This is a genomic window from Pseudomonas sp. GW822-FHT06B12 (assembly GCF_058799675.1).
The window spans coordinates 288,111-313,490 of sequence record NZ_JBXALR010000002.1 but is presented as its reverse complement, the minus strand read 5'-3'; the positions used below and the strand labels follow the sequence as shown (position 1 = coordinate 313,490).

At 58.4% G+C, this 25,380-nt stretch carries 14 protein-coding genes; 9 read left to right on the top strand and 5 right to left on the bottom strand.

Annotation, left to right across the window (positions count from 1 at the left end; all coding sequences use genetic code 11):
• Window positions 1–310 precede the first annotated feature (310 nt).
• The 7 genes from AC1RKH_RS06105 (at window position 311) to AC1RKH_RS06075 (ending at window position 10,769) form a co-directional block, all read left to right on the top strand.
• Window positions 311–2,320: a type VI secretion system Vgr family protein gene (locus AC1RKH_RS06105; RefSeq protein WP_493062056.1), complete on the top strand. Its 2,010-nt coding sequence runs from the start codon at window positions 311–313 to the stop codon at window positions 2,318–2,320.
• A complete protein-coding gene (locus AC1RKH_RS06100; protein WP_493062057.1) occupies window positions 2,310–3,047 on the top strand; it encodes a DUF4123 domain-containing protein in 738 nt (245 codons plus the stop codon). Before AC1RKH_RS06105 ends, AC1RKH_RS06100 begins: the two co-directional genes overlap by 11 nt.
• Window positions 3,047–7,714, top strand: coding sequence for an RHS repeat-associated core domain-containing protein (locus AC1RKH_RS06095; protein ID WP_493062058.1), 4,668 nt, complete (start codon window positions 3,047–3,049; stop codon window positions 7,712–7,714). Before AC1RKH_RS06100 ends, AC1RKH_RS06095 begins: the two co-directional genes overlap by 1 nt.
• Window positions 7,704–8,018: a contact-dependent growth inhibition system immunity protein gene (locus tag AC1RKH_RS06090; RefSeq protein WP_493062059.1), complete on the top strand. Its 315-nt coding sequence runs from the start codon at window positions 7,704–7,706 to the stop codon at window positions 8,016–8,018. The genes AC1RKH_RS06095 and AC1RKH_RS06090 overlap by 11 nt, the downstream gene beginning before the upstream one ends.
• Before the next feature lie 72 nt (window positions 8,019–8,090).
• The gene (locus AC1RKH_RS06085; protein WP_493062060.1) at window positions 8,091–8,504 is read left to right on the top strand and encodes a hypothetical protein; all 414 of its coding nucleotides are present in this window, start codon (window positions 8,091–8,093) and stop codon (window positions 8,502–8,504) included.
• Window positions 8,505–9,303: 799 nt separating this feature from the next.
• On the top strand, window positions 9,304–9,720 hold the full coding sequence (locus tag AC1RKH_RS06080) for a hypothetical protein (RefSeq protein WP_493062061.1): 417 nt from the start codon (window positions 9,304–9,306) through the stop codon (window positions 9,718–9,720).
• A 212-nt stretch (window positions 9,721–9,932) separates the two neighbouring features.
• Window positions 9,933–10,769 (top strand): 23S rRNA (adenine(2030)-N(6))-methyltransferase RlmJ, encoded by an 837-nt coding sequence (locus tag AC1RKH_RS06075; protein ID WP_123423850.1) that lies wholly within the window; start codon window positions 9,933–9,935, stop codon window positions 10,767–10,769.
• Between the two features lie 106 nt (window positions 10,770–10,875).
• On the opposite strand, the gene msrA is transcribed toward AC1RKH_RS06075, so the two are convergent.
• The 5 genes from msrA to aceE form a co-directional block, all read right to left on the bottom strand.
• Window positions 10,876–11,523 (bottom strand): peptide-methionine (S)-S-oxide reductase MsrA, encoded by a 648-nt coding sequence (msrA, locus tag AC1RKH_RS06070; protein WP_493062062.1) that lies wholly within the window; start codon window positions 11,521–11,523, stop codon window positions 10,876–10,878.
• 70 nt (window positions 11,524–11,593) lie between these two features.
• Window positions 11,594–14,287, bottom strand: coding sequence for a sensor domain-containing phosphodiesterase (locus tag AC1RKH_RS06065; protein ID WP_493062063.1), 2,694 nt, complete (start codon window positions 14,285–14,287; stop codon window positions 11,594–11,596).
• A gap of 398 nt (window positions 14,288–14,685) precedes the next feature.
• The gene (locus AC1RKH_RS06060) at window positions 14,686–16,089 is read right to left on the bottom strand and encodes an alkaline phosphatase D family protein (RefSeq protein ID WP_493062064.1); all 1,404 of its coding nucleotides are present in this window, start codon (window positions 16,087–16,089) and stop codon (window positions 14,686–14,688) included.
• Window positions 16,090–16,424: 335 nt separating this feature from the next.
• A complete protein-coding gene (gene aceF / locus AC1RKH_RS06055; protein ID WP_493062065.1) occupies window positions 16,425–18,068 on the bottom strand; it encodes a dihydrolipoyllysine-residue acetyltransferase in 1,644 nt (547 codons plus the stop codon).
• Between the two features lie 11 nt (window positions 18,069–18,079).
• Window positions 18,080–20,725, bottom strand: coding sequence for a pyruvate dehydrogenase (acetyl-transferring), homodimeric type (aceE, locus tag AC1RKH_RS06050; protein ID WP_493062066.1), 2,646 nt, complete (start codon window positions 20,723–20,725; stop codon window positions 18,080–18,082).
• A gap of 382 nt (window positions 20,726–21,107) precedes the next feature.
• Here aceE and glnE point away from each other — a divergent pair, with 382 nt between their 5' ends.
• Together glnE and waaF are read left to right on the top strand one after the other, a co-directional pair.
• Window positions 21,108–24,047, top strand: coding sequence for a bifunctional [glutamate--ammonia ligase]-adenylyl-L-tyrosine phosphorylase/[glutamate--ammonia-ligase] adenylyltransferase (gene glnE, locus AC1RKH_RS06045; protein WP_493062067.1), 2,940 nt, complete (start codon window positions 21,108–21,110; stop codon window positions 24,045–24,047).
• A gap of 297 nt (window positions 24,048–24,344) precedes the next feature.
• A complete protein-coding gene (gene waaF, locus AC1RKH_RS06040; protein WP_493062068.1) occupies window positions 24,345–25,379 on the top strand; it encodes a lipopolysaccharide heptosyltransferase II in 1,035 nt (344 codons plus the stop codon).
• Window position 25,380 lies beyond the last annotated feature (1 nt).

Here is a 25,380-nt window from a genome sequence, read left to right as displayed (position 1 = left end):
CGCTGATCCTTCGCTGATTAAAAAAACGGCCCGCAGCCTTATGGATGCGGGCCGTTTTTTTTGGCACAGATTCAGGTCACAACACGATCCCCGTAGCAGCTGGCTGCGCCAGCTGCTACGGGGATCGTGTTGTGGCTCAAGAAGGCGTCAACGCAGCCCGTCCGACAGGAATGTCTGTAGTCGTTCATCCCATTATTTGAAGGAAAACTCTCTAAAAAATCAGGGTAAATCTGATTTTTCTGACCCTTGATCAACCCCCCTTGTCGCTCATGCAGAATCGCCCGCCTTCATTCTGCTTCAGAGGCATCGGATGCTCACGTCTGCCAATCAACCGCGTTTCACGTTGACCCTCGACGGCGTCCAGAATGAGCTCAAAGTGCTTGAGTTCACGGGCAAGGAAGCCATCAGCCAACCTTATCGTTTCGACCTGGAACTGGTCAGTGAATGCCCGGAGCTCGACCTCGAAAGCCTCCTGCATCGTCAGGCCTTTCTCGGTTTCGATGCACAAGGTTCCGGTATTCATGGTCAGGTGTATCGCGTCGCCCAAGGTGACTCCGGCAAGCGACTGACCCGCTACCAGGTCAGTCTGGTACCGCGGCTGGCCTATCTCGATCAACGTATCAACCAGCGAATCTTCCAGCGTAAAAGCGTTCCCGACATCATCTCTCTGGTGCTCGAGGAGCATGGCATTCTGCGTGATGCGTTCGACTTTCGGCTCGATAGCGAATACACCGACCGCGAGTATTGCGTGCAATACGCCGAAAGTGATCTGGCGTTCATTCAGCGTCTCTGCGCCGAGATCGGCATTCACTTCCACTTCCAGCACAATCCGAACGGTCACCTGTTGGTGTTCGGTGACGATCAGACGTTTTTCCCCAAGCTGGCGCTGCCAACTCTTTACTTGCCAGGCAGTGGAATGGTCACCGACCAGCCTGCGATCAAGCGCTTCAACGTCCGCCTGGAAACCCGCACTACCGCAGTCACCCGTCGCGATTATGACTTCCACAAGCCCGGTCTGTTGCTGCATAGCTCTATCGACAGCGAGCAGCGTCCGGTGCTGGAGGATTACCACTACCCCGGTCATTTCACTGATCGCGAACACGGCAAGCACCTGGCGCAACGGGCGCTGGAACGTCATGGCGCGGATTTTCGTCAGGCTGAAGGTCGCAGTGATCAATCGGCGTTGCTCACTGGCCATTTTCTGAAGATCGCCGAACACCCGCGCACGGAGTGGAATGACCTGTGGCTACTGACTGAAATCGAGCACCACGGCCGGCAGCCGCAAGTGCTGGAAGAGTCTGCTGACAGCGGTGAGTTTCAGGGCTATCGCAATACCTTTCTGGCGACGCCGTGGGACGTACCGTTTCGTCCGCCATTGGCCGAAAACAAGCCGCGAGTACCGGGCTATCAGAACGCGATCGTCACTGGACCGAAAGACAGTGAAATCCATTGCGACGAGTTCGGGCGGGTCAAGGTGCAATTTGCCTGGGACCGAGAGGGGCAGCTCAACGAGCACTCCAGTTGTTGGCTGCGAGTGGCCAGTGGTTGGGCGCATGACCGCTATGGCAGTGTGCTGATTCCTCGGGTGGGAATGGAAGTGCTGGTAGGGTTTGTCGATGCCGACCCGGACAAACCCTTGGTCATGGCCTGTCTGCCGAATAGGGCTAATTCGGTGCCACTCGACCTGCCGGCGGACAAAACCCGCAGCATTTTTCGCAGCCAGAGCAGTCCCGGTGGCGGCGGCTACAACGAGCTGCGCATCGAGGATCGCAAGGGCGCCGAAGAAATCTATCTGCGTGCCCAACGCAATTGGACCCAGCACGTTCTGAACGATCAACGCGTGCAAGTGGACAACCAGCGCAGCGTGGTAGTGACCGGCGCCTCCCGCCATGAACTGAAGGCTGACGAACAGCGCATCACCCACGGTCAGCGCCAAACCGAGGTGAAGCTGGACGATCACCTGGTGGTGGTCGGTGACCGGCACATTCGGGTGACCAGTCAGGCGCTCAATGCCAGTCAGCAATTCCATGTCAGCGCCGGCCAGCAAGTGGTCATCGACGGCGGTGCCAGCGCGACCATTCAGGCGGGTGGGCAGTGGATCAACATCAGCGCTGCCGGGATCTTCAGCAGCGTGCCGATTCAGCTTGGTGGTGCGCCGATACCGGCCATGGCTGCTGCGCCGGCCTTGCCCGATACACCGTTGAAACTCGTAGCAGCCACGGCAGCGCTGTTGAGTGCCGCACAGATTCTGAGCCTGAAAAGCGACGCGCCGTTCTGTGAAGAATGCGAGCGCTGCAAGGAGGGTGTCTGTGCAGCCTGATGCCTTGTCACCTCGTGCCTGGCTGGAGCGCCATCCGCTGAAACCTTCCGAGCAGTTGTTCGCGGTGTTCTGCAATGCCAGCTCCGCTGAACCCCTTAAAGCCTGGCAGCGCTCGATCACTGCGCAAGCACCGAGCCCAATCTGGGCCGACACCGCTTACGCCGAGTGGGGGGCGGTGATGCCCTATGTCGGAATCGTCGCTGCTGGCAGTGAGTTTCTGGAGTGGGTCGCTACCACTGAATCTCGCGACTGGGGATGGCTAGCGGCTTCTTCTGCCCCGCAAGAGGTGCTCGTCGACCATCTGCGCAGCCTCACGCAAGCTCTGTTACCTAATGGCAATACGGTGTTTTTCCGTTTCTGGGACGGACGTTATTTGTTGCCGATTGTTCAGTCTGCACAGGTTGATGTCGCTCAACTGATGCCGCTGATCGGGCGCTGCCTTATCAATGGTCAGGCCCTGGAAATCGGTGGCCGCGCGCTGGAAACATCGAGGGTTTTTCCATGGTGGGAGATTCCCGGCGCGCTATTGGAACAACTCGCGGCCCAGTCTGCCGCCACTCGAATCAACAACCTGCTGAAGTGGCTGAGCGAGGATCGCCCTGATCTGTACGAGGCATTTTCAGAAAGCGTTTTGCGGCACAAAGTCGCGATCTTTCTTGAAGCGCCCGACCTGCCTCAAGCACCGAAAACCGCCTTGGTGGATTACCTGATGGCAGAGCTGAACTGATGGAGCAGATCGTACGTATCGAGCAGGAGCTCGACAGCTTCAAAGACACCCTCAGCCTCTACCGCCAACAACTCGACCATTGGTTCCTCCGGGCCGCCGACAAGGTCAGCCACGCTGCCGACTTGCCGTCGCTGATGGGCATGGATCGGCGGATCAAACTGGGGAACACCAGCACGACGGTCGGTACCGGCGATGACGATTTCATCTCCAGCGTGGCGCAGTGTCCGGCCAGCGGCATTCTGGAAATCGAGAGCAAGTTCGAATCGGTCTATGACATTCCGCTGGGGAATATTCAGGTCGATGTGATTGCCTTGGCGGGCGGTAAAAAGACGCCGGTCACGCTTGATGAAAACGGCAAAGGGAAGTTTAAGGGCGTCGCCGGGAAGTTCTATCGCGTTCATGTCCACAGTGAAGTGACCCCGACGCAAGTCGATGAGCTTTTCGACTCTTACGACGGCTTGACCAAGGAACTGGAAGGCTGGCTGCGCAGCGAGTGGAAAGGGTTCAAACCGCAGTGGTCGCAGCAGTCGGCGTCTGCGTCGCTGCTGGCGGTAGGCAACGGTTTGCTCGCCGGCAGTTGGGCGGCTATCGAAGGGGTGTGGGACAGCATTGGCCTGATTGGCGAGATCCTCAAAGACCCGACGAAGTTTTCCGAAAGGCTCGGCAGCAGCGCCGATGCTCTGGCTGATCTGGCGCAAAAATCGCCGGCAATGATGGCGAAAGCCCAACTGCTGGCCAGTGACGAAGCGGCGCTGTGTTTGCTGTTGCGTACCGCGAGTCTGTGGCTGGAGGCGCTGCCGCCGAGTCAGATCGCCGGGTCTACGGCGCAGACGGTTTCGAAGCTGGTGGTCGAGCTGGTGATCGATCTGCTGATCGGCATCGTGCTGAGCTTTTTCGGGGTGGGCATCGCCTATCTCTCGGTGCGGCTGCTGCGGTATGGCAAACACATCGTCGATGCCGGCCTGCGCTTCGTTGCGGCGATCTTCAAGATCATCGACAGCTTCATGGGCTACGTCGATCGCTACAAAAAAGTCGCCGCACGGGGTGTCGCGGCGGGTCTGAAAAAAGGTCGGATGCAGCTGCGTTGGAATGGTCGCAAGAACACCACGCTGAGAAAAGACGAGCCTCACGTCGACGCTCCGACTCAGGCGAAAAATCCCAATGGCGACAGCGCCGATTCGGCAGATAAAACCGCTACCAACAAATGCCCGGTGTCGATGGTTACCGGCGAAGAACTGCTGACCCTTATTGATGGTTCGCTGGACGGGATTCTGCCGTTCGACTTCACCCGGCTCTATCGCACCAGCGCGGCGGAGATTGATTGCGGCCTCGGTTTCGGTTGGAGTCATAGTCTCGCCCATCGGCTGGAAATCGACGGCGACAACGTCATCTGGATCGACCACGAAAACCGTCGCAGCACTTTCCCATTACCGAACGTCGAGCGCCCGGCGATCCACAACAGCCTCTCGCGGGCGGCGATTTATCTGGGCGATGAACCCGAGGAGCTGATCCTCGCCCAGGCCGGCGAAGATGCGCGTTTCTATCACTTTCGCGGCGGTCGCCTCACGGCCATCAGTGACGGTTACGACAACCGCCTGCGCATCAGCCGCGACCGCTTCGACCGGATCAAGCGGCTGGACAACGGCGCGGGTCGCGCCTTGCTGTTGCGTTATGACCGCAGTCATCTGATCGCCGTCGACTATCAGCGTTTTGTTCCGGCCCAGAGCCTCGACGAGGCGTGGCGCACCGAGCAGACGCTGGTGAGTTATCGCTACGATGAACGCGATCAACTGATCGAAGCGACCAACGCCGCCGCCGAGAGCGAGCGCTACGACTACGACGATCAGCACGTGATTTTGCAGCGGCAACTGGCCGGTGGGGCGAGCTTCTTCTGGGAGTGGGAAAGGTCCGGCAAGGCTGCCAGATGCATTCGGCACTGGGCGTCGTTTTCGCAGATGGACGCGCGGTATGTCTGGGATGACCAGGGCAGTGTCACCGTCCTGAATATCGATGGCAGCGAAGAGGTTTACGCCCATGACGATCGGGCGCGGCTGGTGCGCAAGGTCGAGCTGGATGGAGGCGAACATCTCAAGGCTTACGATGATAACGGTCGGCTGATTGCCGAGCAGGATCCACTTGGGGCTGTCACTGAATACCGCTACGACGAGGTCGGACGGCTTGTCGCGCTGATTCCGCCGGAAGACGAACCGACGGCCTACGAGTACCGCAACGGTTTCCTGCATGCGCGGTATCGCGGCAAGGCCGTGTGGAAATATCAGCGCAATGCTCAGGGTGACATCACCGAAGCGACCGATCCCGACGGGCATGTCACTCATTACCACTACGACGCTCAGGGGCGGCTGCTGTCGATCCGTTTTCCGGACACCAGTCGGCATGTGTTCGTCTGGAACGGCTTGGGACAACTGATCGAGGAAACGCTGCCCGACGGTGGTCAGCGTCGGTTTACCTACGATGTTTTGGGTCGGCAGATTACTCGTCGGGACGAACACGCTGCCGTCACCCACTACCAATGGGATGCCGTCGGACGACTGATTCAGACAACGCTTCCCACCGGTGCCAGTCGCGCCTTCAGCTACAACGCTTACGGAAAAATCACCGCCGAACGCGATGAACTGGGCCGCGTCACGCGCTACGAATACGCCGATGACCTGCACCTGGTCAGCCGCCGGATCAATGCCGACGGCACGCAACTGCGTTATCGCTACGACAATCCGCAGCTGTTGCTGACAGAAATCGAGAACGAGTCCGGCGAACAGTATCAGCTGGACTACACACCCAGCGGGCTGATCCGACAGGAAACCGGTTTCGATGGCCGCCGCACCGCCTACGTCTACGACCTCAACGGCCATCTGCTGGAGAAAACCGAATTCGGTGACGACGGCTCAACGTTGATCACCGCTTACCAGCGCGATGCGGCAGGGCGGTTGCTGGTCAAGACCCTGCCCGATGGCGTCAACGTCGAGTATTGCTACGACAGCCTCGGCCGACTGGTCAGCGTCGATGACGGCCACGACCACCCGCTGGAGTTCGAGTATGACCAGCAGGACCGGCTGATCACCGAACACCAGGGCTGGGGCACCTTGCGCTATGGCTACGACGCCTGCGGCCAGCTCAATCGCCTGCGCCTGCCCGACAACAGCACACTCGACTATCACCACGCCAAGGGCGGCGCGCTGACCGCCATCGACCTCAACGGCGCACGACTCACCACCCACCAGTTCGAATTCGGTCGTGAGCGACAGCGCCAGCAAGGCTTGCTGCTCAGCGAATACGCCTACGACGATCAGGGGCGTCTGCAAGCTCACGCCGTCAGCCAACAGCAAAAAAACCTGTACCGCCGCGACTATGCCTACAGCGCCAATGGCAATCTCGAGCACATCACCGACACCCGGCGCGGCCAACGCAGCTACCAATACGACCCGCTGAACCGCCTGACCCGCGTCCGCCACACCCGCGACAACCCCCCGGAAACCTTCGCCCACGACCCGGCGGGCAACCTGATCATGCAGGACCGCCCCGGCCCGACGAAAATCCAGGGCAACCGCCTGCTACTGCAAGGCGACCGCCATTACGACTACGACGCCTTCGGCAACCTGATCCGCGAACGTCGTGGCACCGCGCAGAAGCTCGTCACCGAATACCGCTACGACTGCCAGCACCGGTTGATCGGTATCACGCTGCCGGATGGCAGAACCGCCAGCTACCGCTATGACGCCTTTGGCCGTCGCATCGCCAAAACCATTGATGGCCACACCATCGAGTTCTTCTGGCAAGGCGACAACCTCGTCGCCGAAAGCAGCAAAGAACACTACCGCAGCTACCTCTACGAACCCGGCAGCTTCCGCCCATTGGCAATGCTCGACGGCAAAGGCCCCCGCAAGGCCTGCCCGTTCTACTACCAACTCGACCACCTCGGTACACCGCAGGAACTGACGGATTACGGTGGCGAGATCGTCTGGTCCGCCACCTACAAGGCCTATGGAAAACTCGCGAGCCTGAAGCACTTCGGTGAAGAACAACTTGAGCAGCCGTTGCGCTTTCAGGGACAGTACTTCGATGCTGAAAGCGGCCTGCACTACAACCGGCATCGCTACTACAATCCAGACATCGGCCGCTACCTGACGCCCGACCCGATCAAGTTGGCGGGCGGGTTAAACGGGTACCAGTACACCCCGAATCCGACGGGGTGGGTTGATCCGCTGGGGTTGGCTTGTAAACCGTGCCCTGGCGATATAGATGCTGATGGGCCGTTCAGCGAAATTGTTCCTGGTGGTGGTTTGGCTGCACATGAGGCTCAAGGGGGGCATCTTATTGCGAAGCATATTGGTCGGACCGAAGCGCAGTTGCGAGACAGGCTCAAGGCAGAGCCCAATATACCAATCGCATCGACGTTTCCAAATCGGACTGCTGCAGAGTCAGCAGCTTCAAGTGCTATGGCTAAAAATAAGAAAATAATTGATGACTTTCTGAACGGCAAGGCGAAAAAACTTGTTATTACGCAACAAATGCCAGTACCTATAGGAGTTGGAGTTGTTCGTCATAGTGGAAAACTCGAGCCTTTATCTATCATCAAATTGATACTTCAGAGAGCGCCAGGCTCGCCGACGGGGTACAACATATTAACGGGGTATGCAAGTGATCGATGATTCGTTTTTGCAGCTTTATCAGTTCTTGGGAGCCTATTTTAATGAGGATTGGATGTGTGAGTATGAGGCGGCTGATGATGTTGTAAGGTCTTTTCTATCCGACTCTACAGTGGAGGCCATTTCAGGAGTTAAAAATGAAATTGCTACTCTGTTAGAAATGCATATGGGTGAGCCTGAGTTGAGAGAGTTTCTGCTGAGAAAGATGAGCTGCTATTACTGCTACTGGCATGAGTGGGAGTCGGGGGAAATATGGTTGAATCATATTGTTAGTATTTTTGACGACCGAGCGATCCTTGATATATAGTTCTGTCGCCTATCTTGGGTACAGCAAAAAAGGAATTCCATTTGCGTTGTATCCAATTAAGTAGGAGGAGAGATGATAGATCCTGGTTCCGGTCAGCCTTATATTCCAACACCGTCATATTTTTTAGGAGGTTTTGATACATATGACAGAGAGGAAACTTTGGGTGAAGCGCTGGAGGCTTTTGATCCAAATGATCAGATAGATCGAAAGAGTCTGGTGCTTGCATATTGTTTGACTGAACTATGCGAGATTCCATATAGGCAGAAATATTTGCTTGTAAAGTGTCTAGAGAGCGCTTTGTTTGACAGAGATTATGACTTCCAAGCTTTGTTAGAAAACGACCCTGAGGAGTGTTCATCGTTACCTTCGGGGTGGGACAAAATGGAGAATCCTCGTGTTTTTTTTGAGGACATATACAGACTGGCAAGCGAGGAGTGGAAAGATGATCTGCATAAAGCCAGCTTCGAAGATCAGTCCACCTGGTAAATGAACAACCCTGAGACGGAGGCGAAATTTCTGGGCAAAGTCGTCGGAAGTTCCCTTCAAAACCTAACAGTTTCCGTGAACTGGTGCGAAATGAAATTTGATCCCGAGACTGGTGTGCCGTTTACGCTATATCCAATAAAGTAGAAAAAAATTCTTATTGATCCTGGAACTGGGAAACCTTACATCCCAACACCATCGTATTTTCTAGGGTGTTTTGATATCTATGATCGCGAAGAAACATTTGATGAGGAGTTGGAAAAATTCGACCATAATAATCCTGCGGACAGGGAGGAGTTGATACTCAAATATTCTTTGCCTAGAACGCGAACGTATCGACAAAGGTTCCTACTTTATAAATGTTTGGAGGAGGCTCTGCAGAACGGAGGTTATGATTTTGAGTCCTTGCTGGCACACGACCCTGAATCGTATTCGTCATTTCCTGATGGATGGGATGAAATGGAGAATACTCGTGCTTTTTTTGAGGACATCTATCGACTGGCAAGCGAAGAGTGGAAAGACGACCTCCATAAGGCCAGCCTCGAAGATCAGTCAACCTGGTAGCCGGCGGCGATAGATTTACGACCGCTTCGCGCTCGACCACAACAGCCTTGCTCCTACAGACTCGCATCAATGATCGTTCCCACGCTCTGCGAGGGGACGCGGAGCGTCCCTTGAGGCATTCCCACGCAGAGCGTGGGAACGATCATCAATTGAATGAGGATTTGAATTGGTTTGAAGTGAAATTTGATAAGGATAATGTGACACAGCCCTATACAGGTTTTCCAACGGAGAGAAAGTGATGTTGCGGGATCCATTCGTAAATGAAAAATTCGAACCTGGTCTGATGTGGTTTATCGGGGTTTTTAATGTTTATGATCGAGAAGAAACTCGTGGTGCAGAGCTTGAGGTTTATGATCCAAATAACAAGGTTGATAGGGTAGAGCTAATTAAAAAGTACAGCTTGAATTTAGGTTGTTTGTCCTATAGGCATAAGTTTGTATTGGTGGAGTTTCTGGCGGATAAGCTGAGTGATAAAAACTACGATTTCCAAAGCTTGTTCGAAATTGAGGAGGAAGATGCATCGAGTTGGCCTCGTGGCGAGTGGTACGAACTGGAGAACCCTCGGGAATTTCTTCAGCATGTCTACATATTGGCGCAAGAAGTTTGGAAAGATGATATTCATAAAGCCAGCCTCGAAGACCAGTCCACCTGGTAACAGGTGGCGGCAGATTTACGACCGCTTCGCACTCGATCGCGGGCAAGCCTGTACACGATCGGCGTAGGAGCTGGCGCAGCCTGCGATCTTTGGCGGTGCCGGAAAATGCTGAGGAGCAAGATCAAAAGATCGCAGCCTGCGGCAGCTCCTACAGGCGGTCCTGACGTTGGGCGCGGTACAAGGTAAACTTCGCCTCCTTCGCAGGAGCAGCCATGAATTATCGTCACGCCTTCCACGCCGGCAATCACGCCGATGTGTTCAAACACCTGACCTTGACCCGCCTCATTGCCTTGATGTCGCGCAAGGAGCAGCCGTTTGCCTATCTCGACACCCACGCCGGTATTGGTCTGTATGACCTGCAGGGCGATCAGGCGAGCCGTACCGGTGAATACCTGGAAGGCATCGCACGCTTGTGGGGCGAGCAGGATCTGCCGCCGCTGACCGCCGACTACATGCGCGTCTTGCATGAGATGAATCCGGATGGCGAGTTGCGCTACTACCCAGGTTCGCCGGAGCTGGCGCGGCGCTTGACCCGTCCGCAGGACCGGGTGTTGCTCAACGAGAAACACCCGGAAGACGGGTTGTTGCTCAAGGACAACATGAAGGGTGATCGCCGGGTCAAAGTGCACCTGGGCGAAGGCTGGCATGTGCCGCGGGCATTGTTGCCGGTGCCGGAGAAGCGTGGGTTGATGCTGATTGATCCGCCGTTCGAGCAGCTCGATGAGATGCAGCGTTGTGCTGCGTCGCTGAAAGAAGCGATTGGCCGGATGCGCCAGACCGTGGCAGCGATCTGGTACCCGGTGAAGGATCAGCGGATGTTGCGTCGTTTCTACCAGGACCTAGCTGGCACCGGCGCGCCGAAGTTGTTGCGCGTGGAGTTGCTGGTGCATCCGCTGGATACGCCGAACAGCCTGAACGGCTCTGGACTGGCGATTGCCAATCCGCCGTGGGGGCTGGAGGAAGAGTTGCGCGAGTTGCTGCCGTGGCTGTCGAAAAAACTCGGCCAGACCCAGGGCGGGTGGCAGATGGATTGGTTGATCGCCGAGTAGCAGCTACAAGCTACAAGATCAAAAGATCGCAGCCTGCGGCAGCTCCTACGAGGTATTGAGATTCCCGTAGCTGCCGCAGGCTGCGATCTTTTGCTTTAAGAAGCGATCAGATCGGGCAGGTCACGCCTGTGCCGCCAATCCCGCAATACCCCTCCGGGTTCTTTGCCAGGTATTGCTGGTGATAGGCCTCGGCAAAGTAGAACGTCGGGGCTTCTTCGATTTCGGTAGTGATGGTGCCTTTGCCAGCCTTGGTCAGTTCGGCCTGGAACACCTGCTCGCTGTGCTTGGCGGCTGCCAACTGAGTCGGGTTGGTGGCGTAGATCACCGAACGGTACTGAGTGCCGATGTCGTTGCCCTGGCGCATGCCCTGGGTCGGGTTGTGCAGTTCCCAGAACATCTTCAGCAGCGCTTCGTAGCTGACTTTTGCCGGCTCGTAGACCACCAGTACGACTTCGGTGTGGCCAGTCAGGCCCGAGCAGACTTCTTCATACGTCGGGTTCGGGGTGAAGCCGCCGGCGTAACCCACGGAGGTGCTGACTACGCCTTCACGCTGCCAGAACTTGCGTTCCGCGCCCCAGAAGCAGCCCAGGCCGAAGATTGCGAATTCCACGTCGGTCACGAACGGGCCCAGTAGCGGGGCGTCGTGGACGAAGTGTTTTTCGGGCACGGTCATTGGGGTTTCGCGGCCAGGCAGAGCTTGTTCTTTAGTAGGGAGCACGTTTTTGTTCACCAGAATTTCCGAGCGCAAGACCATGATCAGTCCTCTCAGTCAGATTGAAATGTAAATAGTCAGACTAGCAGTGTGCCCGAGTGTTACAGCGCTGTCAGGCGATTGGGCCACGCGGGTAGCGTTTGAGCTTCTCGATCAGCTCGGCGCCCGGGATCGGCCGGTCGAACAGGTAGCCCTGGCCGACATCGCAACGGTGGCGACGCAGGAACGCCAGCTGTTCGGAGGTTTCGATGCCTTCAGCGACCACTTTGAGCTTGAGGTTGTGGGCCATGGCGATCACGGCCGAGGTGATTTCCATGTCGTCCTGGTTGTCCGGGATTTCATGGATGAAGCTACGATCGATCTTGATGATGTCGATCGGGAATTTCTTCAGGTAGCTGAGCGACGAATAACCGGTGCCGAAGTCGTCCATGGCCAGGGTCAGGCCCAGGCGCTTGAGTTGATCGAGCTGCAAGTGCGTATCTTCGGTGGCTTCCAGCAGCAGGCCTTCGGTCAGCTCCAGCTCCAGCAAGTGCGCAGGCAGCTGTTCTTCCTTGAGGATGTTGGCAATCGATGACACCAGGTCCGGGTCGGAGAACTGTTTGGGTGACAGGTTGATCGCCACCTGCAAATTGCCCAGCCCGGCGGCGGTCAGCTCTTTGCTCATGCGACACGCCTGACGGGCGATCCATTTGCCGATGGGAATGATCAGGCCGGTTTCTTCGGCGACGCTGATGAATTGATCCGGGCGGATCATGCCCTTTTCCGGATGGTTCCAGCGCAGCAGAGCTTCCATCCCCAGCAAGCGCCCGGAGCGCAGGCACAGCTTGGGCTGGTAGAACACATCCAGCTCGTTCTGGGTCAGGGCGCGGCGCAGGTTGTTTTCCACGAACAGCTTGTAGCTGGCCTCGGCGTTCAGCGCTTCGGTGAACACCTGAACCTGATGTTTGCCGTTGGCCTTGGCCTTGTGCAGCGCCAGCCCTGCGTTGCGCATCAGCGTTTGCGGGTCGCGGCCGTGCAACGGCGCGCAGGCCAGGCCCACGGAACCGGTGACGCTGATCAGTTGGTTGTCGACGAACATCGGCTTATCCAGCGTCATCAGCAACTGGCTGGCGATGTGTTGGCCGACTTCAAGATTGGTGTCGTCCAGCAGCACCGCGAACTCGTTACTGGCGAAACGCGCCAGACTGCCGCTCGGGCTCAGGCTGTTGCGCAGTCGCCGGGCCAGGCTGATCAGCAGTTTGTCGCCGGTCTGGTGGCCGAGGCTGTCATTGATCCGCTTGAAGTTGTCGATGTCCACCAGCAGCAGACAGATCGGGCTGTCGCTGTCGCGGGCGAAACGCTCATCGAGGTTGCGGATGAACGCTGGACGGTTGCCCAGGTTGGTCAGGTTGTCGGTGTAGGCCAGGCGCTCGATGCGTTGCTGGGCGAGCTTGGTCTGGGTGATGTCTTCGTAGATGCCGATGTAGTGGGTCAGTTCACGGTTGTCGCCGTAGACCTTGGAAATCGACAGCTGGCCCCAGTACGGTTCGAGGTTTTTCCGTCGGCTCTTGAATTCGCCCTGCCAGCTGTTGCTCTTGGCCAGGCTTGAGGGCGCGTCGAACAGCAGCTCGCTGAGGTTCTCCAGCGCCGGCAGTTCCGACAGCCGATGGCCGTGGACTTCTTCGGTGCTGTACTGGGTGATCGCGGTGAAGCTCGGGTTGACGTACTCGACCACACCGTCGCAGTTGACCAGCAAAAAGGCGTTGGCACTTTGTTCGACCGCGCGTTGGAACAGGTGCAGGGCGCTGGTGGCCGTGCGGCGGTTGTGGTTGTTGATGACCTGGGCGAACTGGTCGGCCAGCTCGCCGGCGAAGGCGATTTCGTCTGATTGCCAGGCGCGGGTCATGCCGGTTTGTTCGAGGCACAACACGCCCACTACCTGGCCGTCGACGCGGATGCTGGCGTCGAGCATGGCGTTGACGTCGCGCGGGCGCAGGCTCTCGGCCATGTGCCGGGTGCGTGGGTCGCGCATGGCGTTGTGCGCGTCGATCGCGCGGCTGGTGTGCAAGGCTTCCAGATAATCCGGGAAGCTGCTGGCATCGATCACGTCCGGCATCCGGTACTCTTGAGAGGCACGGTGGTACGCGGAAATCGGCACCAACTGCTGACCTTCGAGATTCCACAGGCTCGCGGAGTCGATTTCGTAGATGTCGCAGGCGCTGCGGGTAATCAGTTCGGCGGCTTCTTGCAGGGAGTTGCCGGTGCTGTAGCGCTGTCGGGCGAGCAGCAGGATCAGGTCTTGCTGGGCGCGAACGCGTTCCAGATGCAGCAGTTGTTCCTGCTGGGCGCGCTGGTTCAGTTCCAGGGCAATTTGCAGGCGCGAGTTTTGGGTTTCCAGGTCCAGCGCCGGCAGCAGCGGATCATCCGCAAACAAACCGTCGACCACCAGCAGATAGCCGCGTAGCAGGTGGCGATTGTGTTGTTTGTAGGCTTCGCCCAATTCGAGCAGGCTGAGGGAGCCTTGGGCGGTGTGCAGCGTGTAGCGGATCAGGTAATGCGGGCTTGCAGTCAATTGCTGCTGGATCGCATCGTGCAGTTGATAGCGTGCTTCGGGTTCCATCAGGCTCGCGTAGGGTGAGCCGACCAGCGCGCAAAGCTCGACGGCGGGCAAGCCGAACTGGCGTTCGCAATTAGGGTCAAGGAACAGCAGCGCCCAGCTTGGTTCATTCAGCCGTTCGAAACGCAGCATGCCGAGCCGCGAGGGCACAGGCAACTGCGTCACTACCTCGGCCACCATACGGCTGGCGGCATCGGGATGGCTTTTCATGGAAGAAACTCGCTTCGAAAATGCTGATCGCGCCGGGCTCACGCCCTCTTTACTGTTGCCTGCGGCAAGGTTGCATCATGCGGCACAGGCTGACAAGTGAGGATGAAGGCTAAGTGCTATAAGAATGTATCGGCAGGCGGCGGTATTTCTGCAATAAGCTGCTGAAACGATTGCGGAGCGGGTATTTGGCGCCAGGTTTTCAGCTTTCGGTAGCTCTTGTAGCAGCTGCCGAGCCCGCGAGGCTGCGTTCGAGGACGAAGTCCTCGCAAACCCTGAGTCCACGGTATTCCAGCAAGAACGCATTGCCTGATTCAACGACTGCTTCGCAGCCGAACGCAGCCTCGCGGGCTCGGCAGCTGCTACGGAGCGGTGCTGCATCGTATTTCAAGGTTGCTGCGTTACAGATCGCTGCGCAGCGCGATGCTTGCTGATTGCAGTGCATTGCCCTGCGCGTCGTGAAAAGTCACCTGAATGTGCTGCGCGCCGACCACCAGGTGGGCGAAGTTGTCCTGGCTGACCACTTCGCTGGTCAGTTGGTGGTGATAGTCGCCCGCAGCGGTCCGCACCAGCGGTTGGTCGAGTATGAAGGTCGAGGCTTTGGCGTAGGGCAGCAGTGCGCTGTTGCACAGGGGCGATGAGACGATGGTGTGAACCTCGAAGTCCGGGTCTTCGCTGTGGCTCAGGCGGCTGGTGAGTGAGCCATGAACGTCACCGGAAACGATGATGACGTTCTTGAGCTTGTGGGTCCGGATGGTTTCCAGCAGGCGCAGACGCTGCTTGGGGAAGGCTTTCCAGGCGTCGTCGCCATGGTGCTTGCGGTCGGGGTAGAACATCACGCTGGTAACCACGAACTTGACCCGCGCCGGGCTGTTGATCAGCCATTTGAGCAGTGCCTGCTCCTGTTCTGCATCGAGGATGCGTCGATCATCGGCCGAGAGATTGCGCCGGGTTCGACTGTCGGTGACGAACCATTCGATATCCCCCTCGGCAAACTGATACCAGTAATGCCTTAGTTCGCGGCTGGGTTGCCCGTCGGGCAGTAGTTCGTGAACGGGGCTATGACTGGCCTGATATAACTCATAAGCCGCCATTGCATTTTTATAGAGGTAGTGGTCGGCTTTACTTTCGTTGGCGGGCCAGTTGTCTTCTATTTCGTGGTCGTCGAGGATCATGTAAGTAGGGAGCGCGGACATCAACTTCTGAATATGCGGCTGAGAAAAGGCGTTGCGATACTTGCTGAGGATGTCCTGGTACTCCCGATCGGGGCTAATAATATTCAGGTCATCGACATAAATCTGATCGCCCGTCATCAACAGGGCACTGATCGGGGGTGATGCTTTTTCAGCCAGTGAGTGAATAGCCGCAAAAATTCTGTCGCCCTTGGCGGGGGCCGACGGCACGCCCAGCGTCATGCGCAGGTAGCGGCATGAGCCGACGATATAGCTGCGTGTTGCGGTGGTTTTGCTCGACGCGGTGCGAAAGCGGTAGAGCTCTTTCGGCCATTGCAATGGCAGCTCTTGTACCGTTTCCACGGTGTGCACCGGGCTCATGGTGCTGAACCAGCCGGCCTGGTATTCGAAGGTGGTATCGGGGGCGAGGTTGTTGAGCGCGATGACGTCGGACATGTCGCGTAATGGCGTCAAGGCAACAAACTGACCTTTGGACCAGTGAGCATCACCGGCGCGGCGATAGCGTATTCCGGCAAATACCGGAGAGTGCTTATTGACATCGCCGCGTAAAAAGATGCGTGCATGGTTAGTTGTTGTATGGCCAATAATCGGGCCGACAGTAGGTTTAAACATTTTCGAATCCGTTCGAAGTGTCACTATTAAAGTTAGAGTGTTTTGTAAAAGCAGTTAGTGTGCTTTGTTGGCGCTATCCTATTGTTCGTTGGGCGATAAATATTGATGGGTAAGTGGACTTTGGCTGTGGTCTGAATAAGCCACGGAAGTAGTCTCGACTGTTAGCGGCAGTAGGAATACATACAGCATTTAAATCATCGCTGACGGTATCGAGACGTGGCGCGTGGTTTTCAGGCAAAAAAAGCCCCGCCAAATTGGCGGGGTTGAGGTACGAGCGTGGCGCTCGGAAAACGTGGAGCGCGAGTGGCCCTCCGGTGAAGGAGGGCCGCTCGGTCTTACAGCAGGATGGTACGGATGTCGCCCAACAGGTCGCTCAGGCGCTTGGTGAAGCGTGCAGCAGCGGCGCCGTTGATCACACGGTGATCGTAGGACAGCGACAGTGGCAGCATCAGTTTCGGCTGGAAGGCTTTACCGTCCCAGACTGGCTGGATGGTTGCCTTGGAAACACCGAGGATTGCCACTTCCGGCGCGTTGACGATCGGCGTGAAGCCGGTGCCGCCAATGTGCCCGAGGCTGGAAATCGTGAAGCAGGCGCCTTGCATGTCGTCTGCCGTGAGCTTTTTGTCGCGGGCTTTGGCAGCCAGCGCAGCGGCTTCGGCAGCCAGTTGCAGCAGGCTCTTCTGGTCGACGTTCTTGATGACCGGTACCAGCAGGCCTTCAGGGGTGTCGACGGCGAAGCCGATGTTCACGTACTTCTTGCGGATGATCGCCTTGCCGCTTGGTGCCAGCGAACTGTTGAAGTCCGGCAGTTCCTTGAGCAGGTGCGCGCAGGACTTGAGCAGCAATGGCAGGATGGTCAGCTTGACGCCAGCCTTCTCTGCAACGGCTTTCTGAGCGATGCGGAACGCTTCCAACTCGGTGATATCAGCCGAATCGAACTGAGTCACGTGTGGAATGTTCAACCAGCTGCGGTGCAGGCTCGACGCGCCGATTTGCATCAGGCGGGTCATCGGCACTTCTTCGATTTCGCCGAAGCGGCTGAAGTCCACGACCGGAATTGGCGGGATACCGGCACCGCCGGTTGCGCCTGCGGCTGGAGCTTCTTTGGCCTTCTGCATCATGGCTTTGACGTAAACCTGCACGTCTTCCTTGAGCACGCGACCGTGTGGGCCACTTGGGCTCACCGCGTTCAGCTCGACGCCGAATTCACGGGCCAGCTGACGAACCGCCGGGCCTGCGTGAACCTTGGCACCGCTTGGTGCTGGAGCAGATACCTGCGCCGGAGCGGCCTCGACTTTTGCAGCAGGTGCAGCAGGTGCAGCAGCGGCAGGCGCAGCAGCTTGAGCGGGTGCTGGAGCAGCAGCTTGTGCCGGTGCAGCAGGTGCCGCAGCACCCACCACTTTCAGCTTGAGGATAAAGTCGCCAGTGCCGACTTCGTCTTCGAGTTTGACCGCGATGCTTTCCACTACGCCGGCAGCCGGCGAAGGGATTTCCATGCTGGCCTTGTCGGACTCCAGGGTGATCAGCGATTGATCAGCCTCAACGGTGTCGCCAACCTTGACCAGTATTTCGATGATCTTGGCCTTGCCCGACGAGCCGATGTCCGGGACGTGAATGTCCTGAACGGTGGCAGCAGCAGGCGCAGCGGCTAGCGCTGGAGCAGCTTGCGGTGCCGGTGCGGCGGCAGGTGCTGCAGCGGCCGCTGGAGCAGGAGCAGCGGCTGGAGCCTCAGGTGCCGCAGCGGCACCCTCGACTTCCAGTTCCATCAGCTCGTCGCCTTCTTTCAGGCGATCGCCCAGCTTGACTTTCAGGCTCTTGATGACGCCGGCCTTGGGGGCCGGAATCTCCATGCTCGCCTTGTCCGACTCAAGTGTCAGCAGGCTCTGGTCAGCTTCGATGCGATCACCGACCTTGACCAGCAATTCAATTACTTCACCTTCACCGCTGCCGATGTCAGGTACGCGAATGAGTTCGCTCACAGAGTGTCTCCTCAGCAGTCCAGTGGGTTGCGTTTTTCCGGGTTGATGCCGAACTTGGCGATGGCTTCAGCCACCACCTTAGGTTCGATGTCACCACGGTCAGCCAGTGCTTCAAGGGCTGCCAACACCACGAAATGACGGTCGACTTCGAAGAAATGACGCAGTTTCTTGCGGCTGTCGCTGCGGCCGAAACCGTCGGTGCCCAGCACTTTGAATTCCTTGGACGGAACCCACTGACGGATCTGCTCGGCGAACAGCTTCATGTAGTCGGTAGAGGCGATGACCGGACCTTGACGGCCGTTCAGGCACTCTTCGACGTAGCTCAGCTTAGGCTTCTGGCCAGGGTGCAGACGGTTGCTGCGCTCTACGGCCAGGCCATCGCGACGCAGTTCGTTGAAGCTGGTAACGCTCCACACGTCAGCGCCGACGTTGAACTCTTCACGCAGAATCTTCGCCGCTTCACGGACTTCACGCAGGATGGTGCCGGAGCCCATCAGCTGAACGTGGTGCGCCGCTTCGCGGGTGTCTTCTTCGAGCAGGTACATGCCCTTGATGATGCCTTCTTCCACACCGGCCGGCATGGCTGGCTGCTGGTAGGACTCGTTCATCACGGTGATGTAGTAGAAAACGTCCTGCTGCTCTTCGGTCATCTTCTTCATGCCGTCCTGGATGATCACCGCCAGCTCGTAGCCGTAGGTTGGATCAAAGGTGCGGCAGTTCGGGATGGTAGCGGCCAGGATGTGGCTGTGACCGTCTTCGTGTTGCAGGCCTTCGCCGTTCAGCGTAGTCCGGCCGGCGGTGCCGCCGATCAGGAAGCCACGGGTACGGCTGTCGCCAGCGGCCCAGGCCAGGTCGCCGATACGCTGGAAGCCGAACATCGAGTAGAAGATGTAGAACGGCAGCATTGGCTGGTTGTGGCTGGAGTACGAAGTACCGGCCGCGATGAAGGAGCTCATGGCGCCTGCTTCGTTGATGCCTTCTTCGAGGATCTGGCCCTTCTTGTCTTCTTTGTAGAACATCACCTGGTCTTTATCGACTGGCTCGTAGAGCTGGCCGACGGACGAGTAGATGCCCAACTGACGGAACATGCCTTCCATACCGAAGGTACGGGCTTCGTCCGGGATGATCGGAACGATGCGCGGGCCGATGTCCTTGTCCTTGACCAGTTGCGCGAGGATCCGCACGAAGGCCATGGTGGTAGAAATTTCTCGGTCGCCCGAGCCGTCGAGGATAGCTTTGAGGGTGTCCAGCGATGGAGTCGGCACGCTGAAGCTCTGCGCGCGGCGCTGTGGCACGAAACCGCCCAGGGCAGTGCGGCGCTCGCTCAGGTAACGGGCTTCGGCGCTGTTTGGCTCTGGTTTGAAGAACGGCAGGTTTTCCAGCTCTGCGTCTTTGACCGGAATGTCGAAGCGGTCGCGGAACAACTTCAGGCTCTCGACATCGACCTTCTTGGTGTTGTGCGCGGTGTTCTTCGCTTCGCCGGCACCGGTGCCATAACCCTTGATGGTCTTGGCCAGGATGACGGTCGGTTGTTCTTTGTGGTTGACCGCTTCGTGGTACGCCGCATAGACCTTGTACGGGTCGTGACCACCACGGTTGAGCTTCCAGATTTCGTCGTCGGACAGATCGGCAACCATCGCCTTGAGTTCTGGCGAGTTGAAGAAGTGTTCACGCACGAACGCGCCGTCTTTGGCTTTGTAGTTCTGGTACTCGCCGTCGATGACTTCGTCCATCCGGCGTTGCAGGATACCGTCGACGTCTTTGGCCAACAGTGGGTCCCAGAAACGGCCCCAGATGACTTTGGTCACGTTCCACTGAGCACCGCGGAACACACCTTCGAGTTCCTGGATGATCTTGCCGTTGCCGCGAACCGGGCCGTCGAGGCGCTGCAGGTTGCAGTTGATGACGAAGATCAGGTTGTCCAGCTTCTCGCGGCCGGCCAACGAGATCGCGCCCAGGGATTCCGGCTCGTCGCACTCGCCGTCGCCCAGGAAGCACCAGACTTTTTGCTTGCCTTCGGGGATAAAGCCACGGGCTTCCAGGTACTTCATGAAGCGAGCCTGGTAGATCGCCTGGATCGGGCCAAGGCCCATCGATACCGTCGGGAACTGCCAGAAATCAGGCATCAGCCAAGGGTGCGGGTAGGACGACAAGCCCTGGCCGTCGACTTCCTGGCGGAAGTTGTTCATTTGCTCTTCGGTGATGCGGCCTTCCATGAACGCACGGGCGTAAACGCCTGGCGAGGTGTGACCCTGGAAGTAGATCAGGTCGCCGCCGTGTTCGTCGGTCGGGGCCTGGAAGAAATAGTTGAAGCCGATGTCGTACAGGGTTGCGCTGGAGGCGAAGCTGGAGATGTGACCGCCCAGGTCAGAATCTTTCAGGTTCGTACGCATCACCATGGCCATCGCGTTCCAGCGTACCAGCGAGCGAATGCGGCGTTCCATGAACAGGTCGCCAGGCATGCGTGCTTCGTGGGTAACAGGGATCGTGTTGCGGTATGGCGTGGTGATGGCGTAGGGCAGTTGCGAGCCGCTGCGGGTCGCGAGTTCGCCCATACGGGTCATCAGGTAGTGAGCACGGTCTTCGCCTTCTTTGTCGAGAACCGATTCCAGGGCGTCCAGCCATTCCTGGGTTTCGACGGGATCGAGGTCTTGCATGGCTTGCTCCAGGGCGGAAAGGCTTCCAGAATCGGTTGCCTGAGTTAGCGACTGGCCTTGTGGGCAGACGTTATAAATTCTTGGAATGCCGGAGGTTGATTCGGCGGCGTGTAGTTTTACTACAAATCGTCGACCATTTCAGCCTTTCGGATGTATATACGAGTAGTAAAACTACAGAAGACTGGCTTGTGGCCTCCTGCTACGTTGTGAGAATAATCGTTACTGTTGGTCTTTAGCTAACCGAGACAGGTGGAAGTTTGATGCTGGCTGCCAAAAAAAACGAAATTTCAGCTATTTCTAACTTTTGTTCGACAGTCCTTTGCGTAGTGCATTTCATGCAATCACTACAAACTGCCCTTTCTACGCCGATCAAGGATAGACCATGAGCCTCCCTACGCTTGCCGAACTGCCGGCCATTCTCCAGCCGTTTGTCAGCCGCGCCGAGCAGTCGTTCCGTGGCGCCGTCGCCACGCTGCCCGATGATCATGGCCTGTCGACCTGGTCGCCAGAGCGCTGGGCCGAATTTGCCAGAGTGACCGCCGCCAGCGACTTTGTCATTGAACAGTGCGTGCGTGACCCGCTGATGCTGCTGGAACTGGCGCAGTCCGGCGAACTCGACCGCAGCTTCGCCGCCGGTGAGTTGTGCGCGCAGATCGCGGCCGCTGTGCAGGCGGCCGCCACCGACGATGAGCTGGGCCGAGTACTGCGCCGTCAACGCAACCGTCAGCAGGTGCGAATCATCTGGCGTGACCTGACCCGTCAGGCCGATCTGATCCAGACTTGCCGCGACCTCTCGGACATGGCCGATGCGAGCATCGATCAGGCTTATCAATGGTTGTATCAGCGCCATTGCCAACAGTTCGGTACGCCCACCGGCCGGCGCAGTGGTGAGCCGCAGCAAATGGTCATCCTCGGCATGGGCAAACTCGGCGCGGTCGAGCTCAACTTGTCGTCGGACATCGATCTGATCTTCGCCTACCCCGAAGGTGGCGAGACGGTCGGTGTAAAACGTCCGTTGGATAACCAGGAATTCTTCATTCGTCTGGGGCAGCGGCTGATCAAGGCGCTGGACCCGATGACTGTCGACGGTTTTGTATTCCGTGTCGACATGCGCTTGCGGCCGTATGGTTCGTCCGGTGCGCTGGTGCTCAGTTTCAATGCGCTGGAGCAGTACTACCAGGACCAGGGTCGCGACTGGGAGCGTTACGCAATGATCAAGGCGCGGGTGGTGGCCGGCGATCAAGTGGCGGGCGCGCAGTTGCTCGACATGCTGCGGCCGTTCGTTTATCGGCGTTATCTGGATTTCTCGGCAATCGAAGCGCTGCGCACCATGAAGCAGCTGATTCAGCAGGAAGTCCGGCGCAAAGGCATGGCCGACAACATCAAGCTCGGCTCCGGCGGTATCCGCGAAGTTGAATTTATCGCCCAGGCCTTCCAGCTGATTCACGGCGGTCGTGACCTGAGTTTGCAGCAGCGTCCGCTATTGAAAGTCCTCAGCACGCTTGAAGGGCAGGGTTACCTGCCGCCGGCGGTGATCAGCGAGCTGCGCGAAGGGTATGAATTCCTGCGCTACACCGAACACGCGATTCAGGCGATTGCCGACCGTCAGACGCAAATGCTCCCGCATGGCGAGCAGGATCAGGCGCGCATTGCCTACATGTTGGGTTTCGCCAACTGGACGGCGTTCCATGAGCAACTGATGTATTGGCGCGGCCGGGTCGACTGGCACTTCCGTCAAGTGATTGCTGATCCGGATGAAGAGGACGGCGAGGAGAGCGAAGTGGTGGTCGGCGGTGAATGGCTGCCGCTCTGGGAAGAAGCCCAGGATGAAGAGGCCGCCTGCCGTCAGTTGGAAGAGGGCGGTTTTGTCGACGCGCCCAAGGCCCTGAAAACGCTCGCCAGCCTGCGCAGCAGTCCGCAATTGCGGGCGATGCAACGTCTGGGGCGCGAGCGGCTCGATGCCTTTATTCCGCGTTTGCTGGCGCAAGCGGTGGAGCACGCCAGCCCGGACCTGGTGCTGGAACGCGTGTTGCCGCTGGTTGAGGCGGTGGCGCGGCGCTCGGCTTATCTGGTGTTGCTCACCGAAAACCCCGGGGCGCTGCGACGCCTGTTGACCTTGTGCGCAGCCAGCCCGTGGATTGCCGAGCAGATCACTCGCTTCCCGCTGTTGCTCGACGAATTGCTCAACGAAGGGCGACTGTTCAAGCCGCCGTTGGCGCCGGAGTTGGCCGCCGAATTGCGTGAGCGGCTGACGCGCATTCCCGAGGATGACCTCGAACAACAGATGGAAGCCTTGCGGCATTTCAAACTGGCGCACCGCCTGCGAGTGGCGGCCTCGGAAATTGCCGGCAGCCTGCCGCTGATGAAAGTCAGCGACTACCTGACCTGGCTCGCCGAAGCCATTCTGGAGCAAGTGCTGACCCTGGCCTGGCGGCAGACGGTCGCCAAGTACGGCTCGCCGCAGCGTACCGACGGCACCTTGTGCGACCCGGGTTTCGTCATTGTCGGTTACGGCAAGGTTGGCGGGCTGGAGCTGGGGCATGGTTCGGACCTGGACCTGGTGTTCATCCACGACGGTGATCCGCAGGCGGAAACCGACGGTGCGAAACCGATCGACGGCGCACAGTTCTTCACCCGTCTGGGCCAGCGGATCATCCATTTGCTGACCACCCAGACCAACTCCGGCCAGTTGTACGAAGTCGATATGCGCCTGCGCCCTTCTGGCGCATCGGGGTTATTGGTCAGTTCGTTGGGGGCGTTCGAGCGTTATCAGGAAAACGAAGCTTGGACCTGGGAACATCAGGCGCTGGTGCGGGCGCGGGTGCTGGTGGGCAGTCAGGATGTCGGTCAATCCTTCGAGAAGGTCCGAGCGAAAGTCCTTGGGCGCGCACGCGATTTGCCCAAGCTGCGCCAGGAAGTCAGTGAGATGCGCGCCAAGATGCGCGACAATCTGGGGAGCAAGGGCACCGCGGCCGGCACCGCGCCAAATGCCTTCGAAGCCACGGCGCCGTTCGACCTGAAGCAGGACGCCGGAGGTATCGTCGATATTGAATTTATGGTGCAATACGCCGCTTTGGCGTGGTCCGACGCCTACCCTTCGCTGCTCCGCTATACGGATAACATCCGCATTCTGGAAGGCCTGGAGGAGGTCGGGTTGATGCCCGCCGAAGACGCCAGCCTGCTGCGTGAGGTGTATAAAGCCTACCGCTCCGCTGCTCACCGCCAGGCCCTGCAGAATGAGGCGGGGGTGATTCCGGGTGACCAGTTTGTGGCCGAGCGTCGCGAAGTGTTGCGGATCTGGCGCGAGCTGGGGTTAAGCTGAAACCGGATGGTTGAAGCGCAGAGTACCGAATGTGGGAGCGAGCTTGCTCGCGATAGCGATCTGACAGTCACTATTGATGTTGAGTGTGACGGCCCCATCGCGAGCAAGCTCGCTCCCACAGTAGATCTGCGATGTTTTGCAGATTGAAGGTAACTTGGTTGCATCGCATGGATGTGCACAAAATTGATCCGGCGAGCCCCTGCGGGCTCGTCCAAATGACCTGGCAGCCAAGGCGGCAGGTGCTGGATTCTCGAGGCGGGGAGGCGTATGCCTCCCCGGTTTGTTTTTGGAAAACACATGAAAATTCTGATCGTTGGGCCCAGTTGGGTCGGTGACATGGTGATGGCGCAGACACTCTTTCAGTGTCTGAAACAGCGTCATCCTCAGTGCGAAATCGACGTGCTGGCCCCCGAGTGGAGTCGGCCGATCCTTGAGCGTATGCCCGAAGTCCGCCAGGCCTTGAGCTTTCCGCTCGGCCACGGCGTGCTGGAGCTGGCAACGCGGCGGCGGATCGGCAAGTCCCTGGCCGGCCAGTACGATCAAGCGATTCTGCTGCCCAACTCGCTGAAATCGGCGCTGGTGCCGTTCTTCGCCGGCATCCCGAAACGCACCGGCTGGCGTGGCGAGTTCCGTTACGGCCTGCTCAACGACGTGCGCACCCTCGATAAAGAGCGTTACCCGCTGATGATCGAGCGCTTCATGGCGCTCGCCTATGAGCCTGGCGCCGAGTTGCCCAAGCCGTATCCGCGCCCGAGCCTGCAAATCGACCCGACCAGCCGCGACGCTGCGCTGGCCAAGTTCGATCTGGCGCTTGATCGTCCGGTGCTGGCGCTGTGTCCGGGTGCCGAGTTCGGCGAGTCCAAGCGCTGGCCCTCCGAGCACTACGCCAAAGTCGCCGAAGCGAAAATCCGCGAAGGTTGGCAAGTCTGGCTGTTCGGTTCGAAGAACGATCACGCAGTCGGCGAAGACATTCGCTCGCGGCTGATTCCAGGCCTGCGTGAAGAGTCGGTCAACCTCAGTGGCGGCACTTCGCTGGCCGAGGCCATCGACTTGCTGTCGTGCGCCGACTCGGTGGTGTCCAACGACTCCGGCCTGATGCACGTCGCGGCGGCGCTGAACCGTCCGTTGGTGGCGGTCTATGGCTCGACATCGCCGGGCTTTACGCCGCCGCTGGCCGAGAGGGTCGAGATCGTTCGTCTGGGCATCGAGTGCAGCCCTTGCTTTGATCGCACTTGCCGTTTCGGTCATTACAACTGTTTGCGCCAGCTTACGCCGCAACCGGTGAACGAAGCCTTGGATCGCCTGCAAGGCGCACCGGTCGAGGTCCGTTAAG

Coding starts and splice junctions, on each gene's coding strand:
- AC1RKH_RS06105 (WP_493062056.1), top strand. CDS start 311: ATGCTCACGTCTGCCAATCAACCGCGTTTCACGTTGACCCTCGACGGC.
- AC1RKH_RS06095 (WP_493062058.1), top strand. CDS start 3,047: ATGGAGCAGATCGTACGTATCGAGCAGGAGCTCGACAGCTTCAAAGAC.
- AC1RKH_RS06085 (WP_493062060.1), top strand. CDS start 8,091: ATGATAGATCCTGGTTCCGGTCAGCCTTATATTCCAACACCGTCATAT.
- AC1RKH_RS06080 (WP_493062061.1), top strand. CDS start 9,304: ATGTTGCGGGATCCATTCGTAAATGAAAAATTCGAACCTGGTCTGATG.
- AC1RKH_RS06075 (WP_123423850.1), top strand. CDS start 9,933: ATGAATTATCGTCACGCCTTCCACGCCGGCAATCACGCCGATGTGTTC.
- msrA (WP_493062062.1), bottom strand. CDS start 11,523: ATGGTCTTGCGCTCGGAAATTCTGGTGAACAAAAACGTGCTCCCTACT.
- AC1RKH_RS06065 (WP_493062063.1), bottom strand. CDS start 14,287: ATGAAAAGCCATCCCGATGCCGCCAGCCGTATGGTGGCCGAGGTAGTG.
- AC1RKH_RS06060 (WP_493062064.1), bottom strand. CDS start 16,089: ATGTTTAAACCTACTGTCGGCCCGATTATTGGCCATACAACAACTAAC.
- aceE (WP_493062066.1), bottom strand. CDS start 20,725: ATGCAAGACCTCGATCCCGTCGAAACCCAGGAATGGCTGGACGCCCTG.
- glnE (WP_493062067.1), top strand. CDS start 21,108: ATGAGCCTCCCTACGCTTGCCGAACTGCCGGCCATTCTCCAGCCGTTT.
- waaF (WP_493062068.1), top strand. CDS start 24,345: ATGAAAATTCTGATCGTTGGGCCCAGTTGGGTCGGTGACATGGTGATG.